Genomic DNA, 17,058 nt, shown 5'->3' with positions numbered 1-17,058 from the left:
ATGCGCCTGCGCCTGTTCATCGGCCGCCCCATCGTGGCGTTCCTGGAGCCTGCCATGGCGGAGGCCAGATACAGGCAGACAAAGCCATCGGTGGGTATGTGGATGTCGGAGGGTACGCGAGCCGAACTCTGCCAGGCTATCAAGTCCCTGGGGGACAGCATCAGGTCTGGCTCAGGGCGAAGCGGGTAATTATTTGCATCATTTGCGTGTGGTCTCCTACTGTCCCTTCTCGTAGGACGAAGTCCGCTTCTTCCATGCATTGCGTGACATCGGCGGCGGTAACAACGCCCTTCTTGATCAGCATGCGGGTGACGGCGCCTATCAGTGTAACGACGGCAACGTTGTTCAGGCCCGCGACGACACGGACCTTTTCCGTGAAAGCGGCCAACTCCTCCAGGTCGTTGCGTAAATCTGCATCGGGCATAGGTTTCTCCATCGCAGGGTGTGGCGCCCGCGATGGTGAAGGGCATGGCTGGTGGCGTCAAGCCGTCGGCCATGCCGTCCTCAACCCAGCCCGGTATAGGGGATGGCCTCGGCCCGCGACGCCAGACGAACGGCGGCACGACGGAAGGCCAGGGCTTGGAACGGGTCATCCGTCGCTAGCGCGGCGGCGTCCAGCCTTTCGGCGGCCCTGGCCAGCGCGTCACCCTCGGCGCGCAAGCGCCGCATCCACCCCTCTTCACTCCACGCCATCGGTCCCTCCGTTGCTGACGGGGTGATCCTGCCACTTTGGCGCGCATTGCGCCGGAACAATATCCGTTCCGATTTTATCCCCAGGGGGATGGGGCCATGACCAAGTTGCGCGAGCCGCTGAGTTTTGAAGATGCCGTCGAGCTGTGCCTTGGCGTGCTGGGCAAGGGGCCGGTCATGGCGGCGACCAACCGGCAGTATCCGACCGTCAAGGGATGGACGGACGCCGACAAGAACAAGCCCATTCCCGCCATGATGGCCAGCATCCTGGACTGTGCCATGGTGCGCGCCGGTTATGCGCCGCCCTTCCTGGCCGTGATGAACGCGGCGGTGGATAGGGCCAGGCGCGACGCCCACATCATCGCCGCCCCGCATGTGCGCCTGGTCGAATGCCTGACCACGCTGGGCAAGATCAGCCAGGAAATCAGCACCGCCATGCATCCGGACAGCGACGGCGGCGCCACCCTGACCAAGGCGGAGCTGGCCGGCATCCTGCTGGCCATCGATGCCGATGCCGAGGCGCTGGGTCGCCTGCGCCGCGACGTGCTGGCCCTGCAGGCTGGTGCGCCATGACCGCGCCGGACGCCCTGCCCGCTGCTGACAAGGCCCCGCGAACGGCGTTCGCGACGGCCTGCGCCTGGGTGGCGGCCTTATTCCAGCCCGTGACCTGGGGTGGCGCCATCTTCTGCGCCACTGCCGTGGTCGCGCTCTACGTCAGCGCGTTGCTGGTGTTTTCAATTTCAGTGGGGGTGACCCATGGATCGCGACCTTGATCCCATCATCAAAGTGCTGGTGAGCGCGGACCGCTTCATGGCGCAGCCCGGCCGCTTCGCGGCGGAGCTGCGCGACCGGCTGAACGCCCTGCCCGCCGTACTGGAGCCGGCGGACATGCCGCTGGCGGAAGCCGCCCGCGAGGCCTTGGGCGCCATGGTGGATACCGCCCGCGCGACCGAACGGCCCCAGCGCATGGATGAGCTGCGCGACGCCATCACCGCGTTCTGCGCCCGATACCCCAAGCCGGCGGCCACCACGGCCACCCGCCGTGCCCCAGGGGCCCGCCCGCCGCGCGGCGGATCGGGCCGCCGCACCAGCTTCGTCGAGCGGACGCAGGCGCCGGATGGCGACGGCGTGCTTGATACGGCGGTGGATTTCTGACCATGGCCGATGTCTGCCTTAGCGCCGCGCTGGATTATGCCGAGCGGGGGTGGCCAGTGTTTCCGTGTGCCCCCGGCGGCAAGCTGCCGGCACTGGATAACGGAACGGCGGCGGCCACCACGGATCCGGAGCGCATCGCCGCCCTGTGGGCGGAGTTTCCGGGCGCCAACATTGGCATGGCGACCGGCCATGCCAGCGGTCTCGTGGCCTTGGAGGTGCTGGCGGCCGGGGCCGATGGGGGTTTCGCGCTTCCGGAAACCGTGCGCCTGCGCGGCGTCGACGGCACCGACCAACTGCTGTTCATGGTGGGGGAAAATCAGGATATCACCGACAAGCCGGGGCGTGGCTTCGCCGCCCGGGGAGAAGGTCGTTTTCTGCTATTGCCCCCATCCGTAGTGGATGGGGCTGCCTCTACATGGGGTGTGGCTGGGGCGCCTAGTGTCGTTGATGTTGCGCCATTGCCGGATTGGCTGGTGGCGGAGCGGCGCGAGACTGGCCCCCGCCAGGTTCTTTCCCCCGCCTTCCTGGATGAGTTGCGGGGGCGCTTGTCCCTGTCGGGTGTGGTGGCGCGACACGTCAAGCTGTCACGTGCTGGGCATGAGTTCCGGGCGCCCTGCCCGTTCCATCGGGAGAAAACCCCCAGCTTCTACGTCAATGACGAAAAGGGCTTCTTCCACTGCTTCGGCTGTGGCGCCCACGGCGATGCCATCGCCTTCGTCATGCGTGTCGGCAACCAGTCCTTCGTGGACGCTGTGGAGATGCTGGCGGCGGAGGCGGGCCTGGACGTGCCGCGGGCCAGCCAGCCTGATCGTATCAAGTACGCCCGCAAGCAATCACTGTTGGACCTGATGGACCGGGCCGCGCGCTGGTATGAGGGGCAACTGTCGGCGGATTTGGGGCGCGAGGCCTTGGCCTACCTGCAGCGCCGTGGCATCAGCGGCGACATCCTATTCCAATGCCGTATTGGATACGCCCCGCCGGACAGTGCGCCCCTGAAAACGATGCTGATGGGCGCGGGCTATACCGAGGCCGATTTGGAAGCCGTGGGGTTGTGGAAGCGGCCGGACGATGGGCGTCCCGCCTATCCCTTTTTCCGGGATCGGGTGCTGTTCCCTGTTATGGACCGCCAGGGGCGGGTGATTGCGTTCGGCGGGCGCGTTCTGGATGGGGGAAGCGGGCCGAAGTACCTCAATTCCCCCGATAGCCCCTTGTTCCACAAGGGGCGCCTGCTGTACGGCATGAGCCGGGCGCGGCAGGCCGTGGCATCCGGGAAAGCGCTGATCGTCACGGAAGGTTATCTCGACGTCATCAGCTGCGTCATGGCGACCTTTACTGGTGCCGTGGCGCCGTTGGGAACGGCCTTGACCGCACAACAGGTTGAGGCGCTGTGGCGGCTCTACCCCGATGGGGGGCTGCGTCAGCCCATCCTGTGCTTCGACGGCGATGCGGCCGGCCGCAAGGCCGCACATCGCGCGGTGGAGCGCTTGCTGCCTCAGTTATCTCCGGATCACAGCGCGCGCATCGCTTTCATGCCGGATGGCGCGGATCCCGATAGCCTGCTGCGCGGTGACGGTGGCATTCCCGCGTTTCAGGCAGTGCTGGACCAGGCCCGGTCCCTGCCCGATGTGATTTGGGAAATGGAGGCGGAAGGGCGAGACCTGACGCAGGCTGATGCCTTGGCGGGCATGCGGGCCGCCTTGTTGCAGCGGCTGAGTGCCATCCCCGACGCCGGGGTCAGGAAGGCGTATGAGGACGACCTGCTGGGGCGCTTGCCTCGTCCGGCCGCACCGATCCCGGATGAGGTGAACCTGGCGCGGTCACTTTGGGGCCAGGCCGTCGCTCTAGACAGCCCGCGCGCGCCGGACGCGGTTGGCGCATATGTCGGACGGTTCGGCCTGGCAGTGGGGAAGGTGCCCCCGACGCTGCGGGCCACGGTAGCGCCGTATCGCCATCGCCTGGACAAGGGGCGGCGGGTGGTGGAGTTGGGGCCCTGGCCCGCGTTGGTCGCAGCATTGGGAACCGGCACCGTCAACGCCGTGCTGCTGACGTTCATCCAGCGCGACGGCAAGGCGCGGCAAGAAATATGGGACACGGCGGTCACAGGGCAGAAGCTATTCGACAGGCAGCAGATAGGCGATGCCGGCGATAGCGTCATCCGTCTGACCGCCCTGGAACCGGGCCCGCTGACGCTGTGTGTCACACCCGAGTTGGGGCTTTATGCCCTGGCACAGGGGCGTCCATCACCGGTGTGGGCAGTTCGATCGGTACATGCCCTGGGCAAGGCGGTCATTCCGGAAACGGTGACGCACATCCTTGTCTGTCTTTGGGAAGGGGCTGCCCCGCGCAAGGCGGTGGATGTGGCCCTGCGCAACATCGCGACGGGCGGGCGAGTGATCCGCCTGGCCAGCATTCCCCGGCCAGCGGGGGTGATGCCGTGACCGTAGCCCCCCAGCCCGTGCTGCCCCCTCTGTCGCTGGATGATGCGCGGCTGTTGGCCTTTGCCCTGATGGCCACGGATACCAGGCCCTTGGTGGTGCTGGACATCCAGGTCAAGCACTCCCTCGGCATCGTCAGCGCCAAGCCCATGCGGGTGGATGTGCTGCACAACCGCCTGTTCCAACTGGTCGATAGTTGCCCGCTGTGGCGGGCGCGTGGCGTTGCCGCACGGCGGCGCCTGCTGTCCCAGACACAACAATCCTTGCCGGCCAATGCTGGCCTGAAGGTGCGCGCGTGATTGACCTACCTGACGATTTCCTGACACCGGATTTGGCGCGTTTGGTCGTGACCGTGGCGTCACGCGACGTGACGCTGGTGCCGTTGGCGACGGGCAACGCCTACACCATGCATCGAGCCGGGCAGCCCATGGTGTCCCGCTTGGTCCCGACCAGCCAAGTCGATGCGCTATTGGATGCGGGGATGCTGGATCGGGCGGACGATGACGGGGCCATCGGTGCCTTGGCCGGCACCGAAGCGGCGCGGGCGGCGTTGACCGAGGCGGAAGCCGTGCTTGCGGCCGTGGCGGCCGTTCCCCCGGACCGCGATAGCCGCGCAGTGGTTCCATCAGTCGGAGGAACTGCATTCGAGGCGGCGGTGGAGGCGGCGGAGGCCTATGTCCCGCCGCTCGACGGCGGAGATGACGACGATGGTGGGGTTGAGCTGCCTTTCCGTCGAGAGCGGCTGCCCGAAGACTGTCCTGTCCAGCCTTTGGGCAACCGAAACGGGGTGCACTATTACCTGGATGCCCAGTGCCAGTTCAGGGAGCTGCCAGACGAAAAGCATGGCGAAGCCAGCATACGAGGCCTTTTCGCGCCACGGACGCGGTGGCTCTACAACAACTATCCCCGCAAGAACAAGGACGGGGGCGTGACGGGATGGCACGCCAAGATCGTCGCCGAACAGCTGATGGAGGCGAACGCTTTCAAAGGGCTGTGGACACCCCGGGACCATGTGCGTGGCGCAGGCGCTTGGGCGGATGAGGATGGGCGGCTGATCCTGCATCTGGGCAACCTCGTGCTCCGCAATGGCGAGACGCAGCGCCCTGGCGTGATCGATGACATGGTCTATCCGGCGGATGAGCCGTTGCCGGGGCCCTCGGATGAGGATTGGGATGGGGGCATCTCGCCGGCCGCCTACCTCATGAACCTGCTGCGCAAGTGGGAGTTCAAGCGCAAGGCGGCGGACCTGGATGCCATGCTGTTGCTGGGCTGGCTGGTGGCGGCGCCGTTGGGAGGCGCCCTTCGTTTCCGGCCTTGCGTATGGCTGACCGGCGACAAGGGTACGGGCAAGTCCACGCTGCAAGACCTGATCATGGAGCACCTGATGGGCCGGTGGTTGCTGCGCGCAGCGGACGCCACGGCCGCGTCCCTCTACCAGACGAAGGGTCAGACGACCTTGCCGATTGCCCTGGATGAGTTGGAACCGAGGCCGGACAACCCACAGCGCAACAACGGCATCATCGAGCTGGCCAAGATCGCAGCCACCAGCGGCAAGCTGAGACGCGGCGGCCAGGATGGCCAGGCGGCGGAATACCCCATCCGCAGCTGTTTCATGTTCAGCAGCATCCTCATTCCACCCCTGACGTCGCAGGACAAGTCCCGCATGGCGGTGTTGGAACTGGACCCACTGCGCAGCACCGACCCGCCGAAACTGGAACCGAAGCTAATGCGGCGCTTGGGGCGCGCGCTGCTGCGCCTGTCGGTTGAGCGGTGGGGCGCCATCCTGGAAGCCATCGATATATTCCGCGCGGCGCTTGGCAGGGCCGGTCACAGTGGCCGGACCTGTGATGTGTTCGGAACCCTGCTGGGCTGCGTATGGGCGGTGCTGCACGACCGCATGCCCAAGCCGATGGAGATTGCTGCCCTGCTCGACCAGCTGACGGTGGAAGCGCTCGCGGAACAGTCGGGGGATGCGCCGGACCACGAGAATTGCGTCCACCACCTGTTGACGACGATGGCGGATATCTATCGCGGCGGTACGCGCCGCACCATCGGTGAACATGTCTACAGCGCGGCATATGGCGGGCCATCCGATCAGGGGTTCGACCGTTTGGAGGGGCAGCAGGCCCTTGGTCTCTATGGCATGAGGGTGGTCAAGGATGGGCAGGATGGGCGGTTGTACTTGGCCGTCAGCAATTCCCACACCAACCTGGCGGGGCTGTTTGCCGGCACCGTGTGGGCGGCCGGACACTCCGGGGGTGCCGGCGTATGGGTGCAGTCTCTGCGACGTTTCGAGGGTGCGCAACGGTCGCAGCACGGCATCCAGATAGGTGGCAAGGTGCAGCGATGCACGCTGCTGCCGCTGGAGGCCATCGTGCCCAAGGAAGCGTTCTTTGGCGATGGTTGGGAGGCGCACGACTGATGTGTTCGCCATCCACCATAGCGCGCCCTCGCGCTCCCGTTGATGCCGAACGGCGTTCGCGCGCCCACATCGCAGGCGCCCACTTACGCCTCGGTGCGCGCGCCTTACGCCCGCCCTTACGCAAGCCTTGGCGGCCAAGCGGTTGATATGGCTGGACTTTTGATAGTCGCTTACGCGCCTTACGCACTTACGCACCGTCAACTCACGCGCACATGCGCGCGCCCTCGCGCCCTCTTACACATACGCGCATGCACAGAGATAGATCTGCGTAAGGTCCGTAAGGTGAGTAAGGAACTAGAGAATGCCCTTTAGAAATCAATAAGTTAACAGCCTTACGCCCAGCCTTACGGCGCCTGATGGGGTGTAAGGCATCCGATGATGGGGTTGCTGATGACTGAAACCGTGGTGCCCTTCCTGCCTGCCGCTGGCGCGATGCCGGCCCCCGACGCCCTGACGCTGCCCCGGGCCATGGCCATCGCGTTGTGCCAGGGCGGTCAGCTGGTGGCGCTGGTCAAGACGGCGCTGATGATGGACGGCGTGCCCGGTGAGGCGGCGCGGCGCAACGTGCTGGCCCTGCGCGCCACGATGCTGGACCACGCGGCGCACCACCCGATGGATGCCGCCTGGGTTGACCCCGTGGCGGCCCGGTTGCAGGCGCTGCTGGATGGGGAGCTGGTGCGGCGCGCCAATAGCATCCGGTCACAGGCGGCGCGGCGCGACCAGGCGGAGCGGTTGCGGGAAGAGCGCGTGGCGGGGCCGGTGCGTCAAGACCCTTTGCAGCACATGCTGACCAAGGGCAGCCTGTGCGAGGCGGATATCCGCAGCGCCGACGAAATTCGCGCCATCGTGGCGTCGCTCACCGCCCACGGCTGGGCTGGGCATGGCGCCATTGACCCGTCCATCATCAAGGTGGACGGCGGCAAGGGCGGTGGGCACATCCCCGCCGCCGCCATCAGCGGCGCCCACCCCGAGGCAGCCAAGCTGGACCGCTGGTTGCTGGACCCGCTGGTGACGGCAGTGCTGGGGGCGCGGCCGGACGGCGTGGTGGTGACGGCGGCGACGGCCTGCCTGTGGGTGATCGTTCAGGGCGCGGCGTGCTCGACCATCAACGCGGACATCGGGGTGCGAAAGGGCACGGTGGCATCTGCCGTGAGCCGTGCGCTTAAGGCTTACCCTGCGCCGCCGCCGCTGCTGACCCACACGATTTAGGGCCTGCACTGGCCTCGGGGGCAACCTCTTGACAGTCGGGGGCACCTTCAGGCATGGTTCAGGCACAGTTCGAGACAAGCGCCCGGGGGCCGGATAGGCCACTCGGGCGTTGTCGTATCTGGCCCCAGCCATCAGGTGACCCATGCCCCACCCCGACGCCCGCGCCGGTGTGCCCCCGCATGCCGGCACCACCGGCCTGCCCGGCCCCAAAAAAAATGCGCGCGCACGCGAAAATAGTGCATTGACGCACAAGCGCAACCTGTGGTACTATGAAAGCAGAGTGATGATGCTGCGCCCGGGGCCGAAAGGCCGTCCGGGCGTCGTCGTTTCTGGCGCTCGCGTCGCCCTGGGTGCGCCCCAGAGCCGCCGGCCCCGCGCCCTGCCTCGCCTCACCCGCGCGCCCCAGGCCCTCCCCCAGGCCCCAGGCGCCCTCTTCCTGCGCCCCCGCCACCCTACCCCCACCCACCCCGCCACCCCCGGCGGGTCCTCCCCTGACTTTGGGATATACGGGCAACTTGGGCGCTTCAATTCGCGTCAAAGTCGGGGTTTGAAATTGCTTAAAGTCGTTCAAGTCCCTCAATTCGGGGCCGTCTGAGCCCATGGACTTGGCGACCGCCGTGGCCACGGGCGCCGTGGTCGAAAAGGGTGCTTTCGCGGCGATGATAGGCCGCGACCCCAGCGCGATCAGCTACTACATCAGCAAGCGCAAGCTGACGGCCCCCGCCTTGGTCGGTGTGGGCCGGAATTCCCGCGTCAACGTCAGGCTTGCGGTCCAGCAGCTGGGCATGAGCCTGGACCTGGGGCAACAGCTTGCCCAGCAATCGTCCCTTCTGCTGACCCCCGAGGTCCCCGCCCCCCCAATCGTCAGCGAGACGCACCGCGCGGCGGAAGACTTCACCCCGGTCGGGGGTGCGGGTTACCCACCGTCTGAGCAAAGCCTGTTGCTCAGGGCCAGGCGCGAACAGGCGGAGCTGGACGTTGAGCGCAGCAAGACGAAGGCCCGGCAGGATGACGGCACCCTGGTGGTGAAGGCGGATGTGGACCGCTACATGGCCAAGCGGCTTGGCGCCATTGTCTCCCGGCTGGAAGGGTCCCTCCCGCAGTTGGCATCGCAGTTGGCGTCCCATCTTCAGGGCAGTTCGCGGGAAATCACGGTGCTGCTGCGCGACTGGCTGCGGGACCAGCGCAAGGCCATTGCCGATGAGGCGCGTGACCAGGCGGCGTCCCGTCCCGACGCGGTGAGCTTGGCTGATGGCCTGGCGGTCCTGGACGGGGAAGCCTGATGTCCTACACCCGGCCGATTTACGATGCTGAGCGCGCGGTAGATGAGTGCATCTCGGCAGCCTTCGCCCCACCGCCCAAGCCGGATCATCTGCAATGGGCAATCGACAACGTCGAATTCGGTACGGAAAGCCCCTTCCAGGGGGCATTCGATCCCAGCAGGTTTCCCCTGTTTCGCCACATCCTGGCCCCGCTGAACCCTGATGATCCCGCCCGCGTCGTGGTGGTGATGAAGTCGGCACAGTTGGGGGGCACCGTCCTGGCGCAGATCTTCACCGGCAGCATGCTGGACCAGGCGCCTTGTTCGTTCCTGTACGTGCACCCGACCATCGACAACGCCAAGAAATGGGCCAAGACCAAGTGGCGGCCTTTCCTGAAGCACAAGCGGATGGAGCGCTTCGCCAAGCTGCTGGTGGCGGAACGGTCCAAGGATGGTCACAACAGCACGCTGTTTCAGGAACGGGTGGATGGCCGTGGCAACCTGGTGGTGGCGGGGGCGGCCTCCCCGTCCTCCCTGTCCATGATCTCCATTGGCGCCCAAGTCCAGGATGACTTGGACAAGTGGGAAAACAGCCGGGAGGCCGGCGACCCTGAAGCCATGGCGGACAGCCGGTCCAAGGCGTTCGACTGGGCCAAGATCCTGAAGATCAGCACGCCCCTGCTGAAACACTCCAGCCGCATCGCGGCCGCCTTCGCCAAGTCGACGCAGACGCACTTCCACGTTCCCTGCCCTCACTGCGGACACCTCCAGCCCCTGGAGTGGTCCAACATGCTGGCATGTCTGGACGAAGAGCATCCGGAACGCGCCCACTTCACGTGCACGGGTGAAGGATGCGGCTGCGCCATCGAGGAACACCACCGGCTGTGGATGGTGCAGCGGGCCGTGCCCGTGGATTACAACCCCGGCGCATACGCCAAGGGCTTCTACATCTGGACCGCGTATTCTGAGCTGGAAAGCTGGGAGAGCATCGCCCGCGCTTGGTTGGCGGCGAAGGGCGACCCGGCCAAGGAACAGGTGTTCCTGAACGACACGGTGGGCCTGCCCTATGACAGCAAGGGTGAGGCCCCGCCCTGGGAAGCGCTGCGCGACCGTGGCGAGAATTCCGCCTGGGAACGCGGCATCGTCCCGCCCGGTGCCTTGATCCTCTGCATCGGTATCGACTGCCAGGGCGACCGCCTGGAATGGACGCTGTGGGGCTTCGGCCGCGACCGGCGGCGGTGGGCCATCGACCGGGGCGTGATCGATGGAAACATCACCGACGCTGCCGCCCGCGCCGCCGCAGCGGACCTGGTGCGTCAGAAGTGGGCATCGCACAACGGCATCGAGCGGGAAGTGGACATGACGGCCATCGATGGCAGCGGTCATTGGTCTACCGAGGTGTTGAGTTGGGCCAAGGGCAACCCTCGCGCCATGGTGGTGCGCGGCAGCCGGTTTGAGAGTGCGCCGCCCTTGGTCCAGCGCGCCACGGACGAGATCAACAGCAAGGGCAAGAAGCTGCGCGCCGGCATCCGCTGGTGGTGGGTGGGTGTCAGCCGCCTGAAGGGCATCCTGTATGAGCTGTTGGCCAAGGAAGACGCTGCCGCCCGTGGCCACATCGCCTTCGCCCAAGGCCTGGGGGATGGCTTCTACCAGCAGCTGACGGGTGAGCGGCGCAAGGAAGTGAAGCGCAACGGCGTCCGCCAGTTCGTCTGGGAGCCCGAAGGCGGACAGCGCGTCGAAATGCTGGACTGCGCCATCTATGCCGAAGCCGCCGCCATCAAGGTGGGTTTCTACCGCAACAGCGACCAGGCGTGGGACCTGTTGGAGGGGCGCCTCGATGGTCCTACCGACAAGGCGCAGGGCAGCCTGTTCGACAGTCTGGCCACCCGCATCAGCGCGGCGGTCGATGCCGCCCCAGCGTCAAACAAGCCGGCCGCGAACGCCGTTCGCGGCGCCCTGGAAAGCAAGAGCCCCACCGCCACCCGCTTCGCCCTGCACATGGCGATGGGTATGGGCGGCAGAAAGGATCGCTGATGGCCCTCGATACGAGCAAGCTGGATGCCTTGGTCGCCGCCTACACCAGCGGCGCCCTGCGGGTGGAGACGGACGGCACCAGCATCACCTACCGGTCCACTGCTGAACTGGCATCCGCCATCCGCATCACCGCCAAGGCGCTGGGGGTGCCCAATCCCCTGGGCAGTGCCAAGCCCGTCCGAACCGTCGCCCTCATCGGCCGCAAGGGGTACTGACCGATGGCCTTCCCCTTCGTGGATCGCATTCGCGGTGCGGCCATCGGCTGGTCCGTGGCGGCGAACCGCAACCAGTCCCGTTTTCGTGGGGCCGCCATCGGCTATCGCGCGGCGGGGGAGCGTGCCCAGGCCCGCGTGAGCCTGGAAGCGGGCCAGCGTGGGCGCCGCCTTTCCACCTTCCTGCCGTCCCGCCAGCATGTGAACACCCTGATCGCCACCAGCGGCGACACGGTGCTGGGGCGCGCCCGCTACCTGGCCCGCAACAACGCGTATGCCCGTGCCGGCGTGCGGGGGTGGGCAAACTCCGCCGTCGGCGACGGTATCCAGCCGTCATCGCTGATCGCGGACGATGCCCAGCGCACGGCGGTGATGGAGCTGTTCAAGGAATGGCTCACCGAGGCGGATAGCGAGGGCATTAGCGATTTCTATGGCCTGCAACGCCGCGTCGCCCAAGATGGCTTCATCGCGGGGGAGATGTTCATCCGTCGCCGCCCACGCCTGCTGTCCGATGGGCTCAGCGTCCCGTTGCAGCTGCAGCTGCTGCCCTCGGAGATGTGCCCGCTGAACTGGACGATGCCGTATAACGGCAACTACATCCGCCAGGGCATCGAATTCAACGCCATCGGCCAGCGGGTGGCCTATTGGTTCTATCGCACCCACCCGGGCGACGTGACGGAACCGCCATCCAACGCCGATCTGCTCACGCGCGTTCCCGCCAGCGAAATCATCCATGTGGTCGACCCCATGGAAGGGGGGCAGCTGCGCGGCCTGTCCAGCCTGGCCAGCGTCATTCCCAAGCTGTGGCTGCTCGACAGCTATGATGACGCGGAACTGGAGCGCAAGCGCGTCGCCGCCATGTTCTCAGTCTTCCTGGAAATGGAGGATCCGGACGGCAGCCTGGATGATGTGATCAAGGTCGCCATCGAGCGGGATGGCCTGCCCACATCGGATATCGAGCCCGGCATGCTGCGGTCCCTGCTGCCCGGACAGAAGCCTTGGGTGGCGAACCCCGCCGATGTGGGCGGCAATTACGAGGCATTCCAGTACCGCAACCTGCTGTCCACCGCCATCGGCATGGGCATCCCGTATTTCATCCTGACCGGCGACCTGCGGCAGATGAACTACAGCAGCATGCGCGGCGCCCTGCTGGACTTCCGCCGCGCCGTGCGCGCCTTCCAGAACTCGGTGATCGCCTTTCAGATGCTGGACCAGATTTGGGCGTGGTTCCTGGATGCCGCGGTGCTGGCGGGCAAGCTGGACTTGCCGGGCTATGCCGCCAACCCCCGCCCCTATCGCCGGGTGAAGTGGATCGCCCCCCGCTTCGATTGGGTCGATCCGGTCAAGGATACCCAGGCCGATATCCTTGCGGTCAACGCCCGCTTCAAGTCGCGTTCCGACGTCATCGAGGAACGCGGCGACGATCCGGAGCAAGTGGACCGGCGGATCCAGGCCGATGCGGCCCGTGAAAAGAAACTCGGTCTCGACCCCGCCCCGGCGGTGTCCACCCGCCCCAGCCTCACCGGTGAGGACACCAGCGAGGAAGAGCTAGAACCCGGGGCGGATCAGCAGAAGGAGGCGGCATGACCGCGTACCCCCGCATAACGGACCTGGTGTTCGGGCGTCCGCTGGTCATGGAACCGGCCGCCTTGGACGCCAAGTTGTCCACCATGGGCCCCCGCCTGCTGCGCGGGGAGCGGCTGGTGTGGGATGACGATGGTGACGCGGGTGAGGCTGTGCCCCGCCTGGCTGCCTATGCGTCCCTGGTGGAGGCGGACGTGGTCCCCGTCGCTGGTGGGGCTGCGGAATTCGCCCTGACGGATGAGGGCGTGGCTATCGTCCCCATCACAGGCTCCCTGACCAACCGTTTCGACTACATGGACGCGGTGTGCGGCTTCACCAGCTATGACGCCATCGGCGCCATCTGCGACGCCCTGGCGGCGGACACCCGCGTCAAGGCGGTGCTGTTCGATGGTGACACGCCCGGCGGCCTTTACACCGGCTCAATGGATGCGGGTCGCAAGGTCATCGCGCTGTCCGGTATCAAGACGGTTTGGGCCTGTGCCAACGGCATGATGACGTCCGGTGGCTTGATGGTCATGGGCGGCGCCCGCCGGGTCCTCGCAATTCAGGGGGGGCTGGTCGGCAGCATCGGTTGCGTCAAAATTCATCTGGACCAGACGGCGGCGGACCAGAAAGCCGGCTTTAAGTACACCGCTTTCAAGGCCGGGGAGCACAAGACGGATGGCTGGTCCCATGAGGCCATGGCCGAAGATGTGGCGAGGGGCTTCATGGCTGAGGTGGAGAGCATCCGCCAGGCCTTCGCCGGCCTGGTGGGGCAGCAGGGTCACATCACCACCGCGCAGGCCCTGGCCACTGAGGCGCAGACCTACCTGGACTATGACGCCAAGGCCGTTGGCCTCGTCAATGACGTCCAGTCATTCCAGGAAACCCTTGCCGAAATCACCGACGTGGCCGCCGGCCGGCGTGCCGTGGGCGTGGTCACCGCCAAAGTGACCAACACTGCCAGCATGAAAGGAAACACCACCATGGCAGGCACTCCCCAGCCGGCGGCGCCCAACCCCGCCCCGGCGCCCCGGGTCGATGGCGGCCCGGATGATGACAGCGACCTGTGCCCGCACTGCGGCCAGCCCATGCCCGACGGCGATAAGGCCAAGGCGCAAGCCGCCGCCCATGCCGCAGCCGTGACCACGGCCGCGTCCAACGCCACCAGCGCGGCGGTGGAAGTGATGGAGCTGTGCACCTTGGCCGGCCAGGCCAGCAAGGCCGCTGGCTACGTCCGTACCGCCACCCCGCTCAGCGTCATCAGGGCGGAGTTGGCGGCGGCCCAGGTCCAGGCCGGCAACCAGCCGATCAATACCGCGCCGCCGACCGGTCCCACCCCGGCCAAGGTGGAAAGCGCGGATGACATCTACCAGCGCCGCGCCGCTCAGGCCGCCGGCCGTAACCGGGAGTAAGCCGCCATGGGCACAGTGTTTTACGAGGGCACGCATCGGGGTGAGTTCATCGAGGCGGAACTGCCGGACAACCTGTCCCGCGACAGCGTCCTGATCCTGTCGGGCCAGTCCCTGAAGGCGGGGCATGTGCTGGGCAAGATCCTGGTCGGGGCGACCGCTGTCGCCGTGGCTGCCGCCGGCAACACCGGCAACGGCGTCATGGGGGCGATCACCGTTGGTGCCGCCGCCGCCAACGGTATCTACCAGCTGGTGATTGTCGGGGCCGCCGCCAATGCCGGCGTCTTCGAGGTGGAAGGGCCGGACGGCAAGATCATCGGCACCGGCAACGTGGCCGCCGCTTTCAACGCCAGCGGCTTGCAGTTCACCCTGGCGGATGGCGCGACGGACTTCAAGGAAGGCGATCGCTTCACCATCACCGTCAGCGCCGGAACGGCCAAATACAAGGAATGGAACCCCGCCAGCACGGACGGGTCGCAGAACGCCTGCGCCATCTCCTATGACGCCGTGGACGCCACGGGTGGTGACACGCCTGGCGTCATCGTGGACCACGAGTGCCGGGCCCTCACGGGCAGCCTGGTGTGGTTCAGCGGCGCTACCACCAACCAAATCGCCATGGGCCTGTCCCAGCTGGCGACCCACCGCATCAAGGGCGTCTAAGACGTCCGTCGCACTCTAGGCCGAAGGAGGCCAATACAACATGGTCGGCATGCTGGATATTTTCTCGGACAACCCCGCCTTCGCACAGACGGAGATGACGGTTGCCGTCAACAAGCGTCCCTTCGTCCCCGGGAAGCTGGGGCAGATGGGGCTTTTCGCCGAAAAGGGCATCACCACCACCTCGGTCGCCATCGAAGAACTTAGTGGCAGCCTGAGCCTGGTCCCCGTCACCAACCGCGGCGACGATCCGGTGCGGATCAAAAACCCCAAGCGCATCATGCGTCAGTTGACGGTGCCGCACTTGGCGACCGAAAAGCGCATCAAGGCATCGGAGGTTCAGGGCGTCACCCAGTTCGGCAATCCCAACGCCCTGCAGACCATGCAGGCGGTGGTCCAGGACAAGCTGGATCAGCAGACCCGGTCGCATGATGCCACGGTGGAGTACCAGCGCATCGGCGCCATGAAGGGCATCATCTATGACGCGGACGGCACCACCGTCATCTATGACCTGTTCAATGAATTCGGCGTGACGCAGCAGACGCAGCCCATCGCGTTCTCGACGGGCACGACCGAGGTCCGGACCCTGCTGACGGATGCCGCCGGCATGATCGAGGATGAGTTGGGCGCGGACACCTATGAACGGCTGTTCTGCTTCTGTGACGCCCTTTATTTCAAGGCGCTGATCAGCCACCCCACGGTCAAGGCGGCCTACTCCAACTACCAACAGGCGGAAGGCATCCGCACCGGTGACCTGCGCTATCAGGGTTTCACCTTCGGCGGCGTCACCTTCCAGCAGTATCGCGGTAAGGTGGGGGCGACGCCCTTCATCGAAGCCAACACGGGGTACATCTTCCCCATTGGGGTGCCCGACCTGTTCATCACCCGGTTTGCCCCGGCTGATGACTTCAACAGCGTCAACAGCATCGGCCTGCCGCGGTACTCCAAGATCGCGGTGGACCCCAAGTATCAGCAGTGGGTGGACGTGATGGTGGAGAGCAACCCCATCTCGCTGTGCACCCGGCCGCGCTGCGTCGTCAAGACGACGGCGAGCTAACCTCCCCACCCCTCACCGCCCGCCCCTGCCGAAGGCCCCGAACCGCTCCCCAGCGGCCGGGGCCTTCGGCTATCTGCGCCACGCATTCCCCCGGTGACGCCCATGCCCGATGTCTTCGATGTGGCCCTGGACGCCCTGTACGCGGACCCCAACATGGCCTGCGACGGCGTCTACACCCCCGATGGCGGCGCCCCGGTGGCGGTGCGCGTCGTGTGGGCGCAGCCGGACAGGGATTTCTCATCCTCCAACGGCGGCGGCGTCACGGCGCGGGCCACAATCGCCCGCATCCGTACGTCCGAGCTGCCCGCCGCCGCCCGGGGCGCCGCCCTGGTGGTCGATGGCGTCCCCTACCAGGTGGACAAGCCGACGCAGCCTGGAAAGCGGCGCCGTGAATGGCATCTGGAGCTGTCGCCGCTGTGAGCGCGCCTGATGTCCCCAGCTGCCGCGAACAGCTAATCCGCTACGTCTTGGGCACGCTGCTGCCCCGTGTCCGCCCCCGCAATATGGCGGACACCCTCGCCCTCTACCGCGCCCGCGCCACCACCATCCTGGAAGCGGAGATGGAGATACAGGGCCAGCCCCTGGAAAACGCCGCCGCCCTGAACCTGGTGGTGCTGAAGGGGCCGCCGGGCAGTGACGACACGTTCGGCGTCCGCCGCAATTTCCTGGTGCTGGCGGTGCTGGGCACCGTGCGCCGCACCGGCAAGACCGCAGATGCCGACATTGACGCCGCCTTGGCGGACCTTGGCCCCGCCATACAGCAGGAATTCGAGGCGGACCCCACCCTGGGCGGCCTGGCCGTGTGGGTGGAGGAAACCGAGGTGGACCAGGACCCGCCCATCACCGGCGCCGCCCGCGTGGCCGAGGTCTTTGTGACCGTCCAAATCGAGTACTGGACCGTGCCGGGCGACCAGTACGCGTTCTTCTACGCCGTCCCGGCCCCCTGAACCG

Annotated in this window: 18 protein-coding genes; 16 read left to right on the top strand and 2 right to left on the bottom strand. The window is 66.6% G+C overall.

Translation table 11 applies throughout. From position 1 onward, the window contains the following. Positions 1-160 precede the first annotated feature (160 nt). Together FBZ88_RS27630 and FBZ88_RS30420 are read right to left on the bottom strand one after the other, a co-directional pair. A complete protein-coding gene (locus FBZ88_RS27630; RefSeq protein ID WP_145620212.1) occupies positions 161-424 on the bottom strand; it encodes a hypothetical protein in 264 nt (87 codons plus the stop codon). Positions 425-504: 80 nt separating this feature from the next. Next, complete coding sequence (locus tag FBZ88_RS30420; protein WP_186464627.1) at positions 505-669, bottom strand: hypothetical protein; 165 nt, start codon at positions 667-669, stop codon at positions 505-507. Between the two features lie 120 nt (positions 670-789). Here FBZ88_RS30420 and FBZ88_RS27625 point away from each other — a divergent pair, with 120 nt between their 5' ends. The 16 genes from FBZ88_RS27625 (at position 790) to FBZ88_RS27550 (ending at position 17,054) form a co-directional block, all read left to right on the top strand. Beyond that, positions 790-1,263: a hypothetical protein gene (locus FBZ88_RS27625; protein ID WP_145620211.1), complete on the top strand. Its 474-nt coding sequence runs from the start codon at positions 790-792 to the stop codon at positions 1,261-1,263. After that, a complete protein-coding gene (locus tag FBZ88_RS30415) occupies positions 1,260-1,463 on the top strand; it encodes a hypothetical protein (protein ID WP_186464626.1) in 204 nt (67 codons plus the stop codon). Before FBZ88_RS27625 ends, FBZ88_RS30415 begins: the two co-directional genes overlap by 4 nt. Then, positions 1,447-1,845 carry a hypothetical protein gene (locus FBZ88_RS27620; protein ID WP_145620210.1) on the top strand — a complete coding sequence of 133 codons (399 nt, stop codon included), beginning with the start codon at positions 1,447-1,449 and terminating at the stop codon, positions 1,843-1,845. The genes FBZ88_RS30415 and FBZ88_RS27620 overlap by 17 nt, the downstream gene beginning before the upstream one ends. 2 nt (positions 1,846-1,847) lie before the next feature. Beyond that, on the top strand, positions 1,848-4,283 hold the full coding sequence (gene dnaG, locus FBZ88_RS27615) for a DNA primase (protein ID WP_145620209.1): 2,436 nt from the start codon (positions 1,848-1,850) through the stop codon (positions 4,281-4,283). Next, the gene (locus FBZ88_RS27610; RefSeq protein WP_145620208.1) at positions 4,280-4,579 is read left to right on the top strand and encodes a hypothetical protein; all 300 of its coding nucleotides are present in this window, start codon (positions 4,280-4,282) and stop codon (positions 4,577-4,579) included. Before dnaG ends, FBZ88_RS27610 begins: the two co-directional genes overlap by 4 nt. Then, positions 4,576-6,702: a hypothetical protein gene (locus FBZ88_RS27605; RefSeq protein WP_145620207.1), complete on the top strand. Its 2,127-nt coding sequence runs from the start codon at positions 4,576-4,578 to the stop codon at positions 6,700-6,702. Before FBZ88_RS27610 ends, FBZ88_RS27605 begins: the two co-directional genes overlap by 4 nt. 390 nt (positions 6,703-7,092) lie before the next feature. Next, positions 7,093-7,911 (top strand): hypothetical protein, encoded by an 819-nt coding sequence (locus FBZ88_RS27600; RefSeq protein ID WP_145620206.1) that lies wholly within the window; start codon positions 7,093-7,095, stop codon positions 7,909-7,911. Between the two features lie 599 nt (positions 7,912-8,510). Continuing rightward, entirely contained in the window at positions 8,511-9,194 is a 684-nt protein-coding gene (locus FBZ88_RS27590) for a hypothetical protein (protein ID WP_145620205.1), read from the top strand. Then, entirely contained in the window at positions 9,194-11,206 is a 2,013-nt protein-coding gene (locus FBZ88_RS27585) for a phage terminase large subunit family protein (protein ID WP_145620204.1), read from the top strand. The genes FBZ88_RS27590 and FBZ88_RS27585 overlap by 1 nt, the downstream gene beginning before the upstream one ends. After that, complete coding sequence (locus FBZ88_RS27580) at positions 11,206-11,421, top strand: phage head-tail joining protein (protein ID WP_145620203.1); 216 nt, start codon at positions 11,206-11,208, stop codon at positions 11,419-11,421. Before FBZ88_RS27585 ends, FBZ88_RS27580 begins: the two co-directional genes overlap by 1 nt. A 3-nt stretch (positions 11,422-11,424) precedes the next feature. Beyond that, positions 11,425-13,005, top strand: coding sequence for a phage portal protein (locus FBZ88_RS27575; RefSeq protein WP_145620202.1), 1,581 nt, complete (start codon positions 11,425-11,427; stop codon positions 13,003-13,005). Continuing rightward, positions 13,002-14,396 (top strand): S49 family peptidase, encoded by a 1,395-nt coding sequence (locus FBZ88_RS27570; RefSeq protein WP_145620201.1) that lies wholly within the window; start codon positions 13,002-13,004, stop codon positions 14,394-14,396. The genes FBZ88_RS27575 and FBZ88_RS27570 overlap by 4 nt, the downstream gene beginning before the upstream one ends. 6 nt (positions 14,397-14,402) lie before the next feature. Continuing rightward, a complete protein-coding gene (locus FBZ88_RS27565) occupies positions 14,403-15,053 on the top strand; it encodes a head decoration protein (RefSeq protein ID WP_145620200.1) in 651 nt (216 codons plus the stop codon). Between the two features lie 40 nt (positions 15,054-15,093). Continuing rightward, positions 15,094-16,107 carry a major capsid protein gene (locus FBZ88_RS27560; RefSeq protein ID WP_145620199.1) on the top strand — a complete coding sequence of 338 codons (1,014 nt, stop codon included), beginning with the start codon at positions 15,094-15,096 and terminating at the stop codon, positions 16,105-16,107. Positions 16,108-16,209: 102 nt separating this feature from the next. Continuing rightward, positions 16,210-16,527: a head-tail joining protein gene (locus FBZ88_RS27555; RefSeq protein WP_145620198.1), complete on the top strand. Its 318-nt coding sequence runs from the start codon at positions 16,210-16,212 to the stop codon at positions 16,525-16,527. Next, positions 16,524-17,054 carry a hypothetical protein gene (locus FBZ88_RS27550; RefSeq protein ID WP_145620197.1) on the top strand — a complete coding sequence of 177 codons (531 nt, stop codon included), beginning with the start codon at positions 16,524-16,526 and terminating at the stop codon, positions 17,052-17,054. The genes FBZ88_RS27555 and FBZ88_RS27550 overlap by 4 nt, the downstream gene beginning before the upstream one ends. The last annotated feature ends 4 nt before the right edge of the window (positions 17,055-17,058 follow it).

The organism is Nitrospirillum bahiense (assembly GCF_007828025.1).
Classification (GTDB): domain Bacteria; phylum Pseudomonadota; class Alphaproteobacteria; order Azospirillales; family Azospirillaceae; genus Nitrospirillum; species Nitrospirillum amazonense.
The sequence above is the reverse complement of the archived record's forward strand: the minus strand, read 5'-3'. Positions and strand labels throughout refer to the sequence as shown.

Coding starts and splice junctions, on each gene's coding strand:
- FBZ88_RS30415 (WP_186464626.1), top strand. CDS start 1,260: ATGACCGCGCCGGACGCCCTGCCCGCTGCTGACAAGGCCCCGCGAACG.
- FBZ88_RS30420 (WP_186464627.1), bottom strand. CDS start 669: ATGCGGCGCTTGCGCGCCGAGGGTGACGCGCTGGCCAGGGCCGCCGAA.
- dnaG (WP_145620209.1), top strand. CDS start 1,848: ATGGCCGATGTCTGCCTTAGCGCCGCGCTGGATTATGCCGAGCGGGGG.
- FBZ88_RS27555 (WP_145620198.1), top strand. CDS start 16,210: ATGCCCGATGTCTTCGATGTGGCCCTGGACGCCCTGTACGCGGACCCC.
- FBZ88_RS27585 (WP_145620204.1), top strand. CDS start 9,194: ATGTCCTACACCCGGCCGATTTACGATGCTGAGCGCGCGGTAGATGAG.
- FBZ88_RS27570 (WP_145620201.1), top strand. CDS start 13,002: ATGACCGCGTACCCCCGCATAACGGACCTGGTGTTCGGGCGTCCGCTG.
- FBZ88_RS27590 (WP_145620205.1), top strand. CDS start 8,511: ATGGACTTGGCGACCGCCGTGGCCACGGGCGCCGTGGTCGAAAAGGGT.
- FBZ88_RS27620 (WP_145620210.1), top strand. CDS start 1,447: ATGGATCGCGACCTTGATCCCATCATCAAAGTGCTGGTGAGCGCGGAC.
- FBZ88_RS27575 (WP_145620202.1), top strand. CDS start 11,425: ATGGCCTTCCCCTTCGTGGATCGCATTCGCGGTGCGGCCATCGGCTGG.
- FBZ88_RS27580 (WP_145620203.1), top strand. CDS start 11,206: ATGGCCCTCGATACGAGCAAGCTGGATGCCTTGGTCGCCGCCTACACC.
- FBZ88_RS27600 (WP_145620206.1), top strand. CDS start 7,093: ATGACTGAAACCGTGGTGCCCTTCCTGCCTGCCGCTGGCGCGATGCCG.
- FBZ88_RS27625 (WP_145620211.1), top strand. CDS start 790: ATGACCAAGTTGCGCGAGCCGCTGAGTTTTGAAGATGCCGTCGAGCTG.
- FBZ88_RS27560 (WP_145620199.1), top strand. CDS start 15,094: ATGGTCGGCATGCTGGATATTTTCTCGGACAACCCCGCCTTCGCACAG.
- FBZ88_RS27565 (WP_145620200.1), top strand. CDS start 14,403: ATGGGCACAGTGTTTTACGAGGGCACGCATCGGGGTGAGTTCATCGAG.
- FBZ88_RS27630 (WP_145620212.1), bottom strand. CDS start 424: ATGCCCGATGCAGATTTACGCAACGACCTGGAGGAGTTGGCCGCTTTC.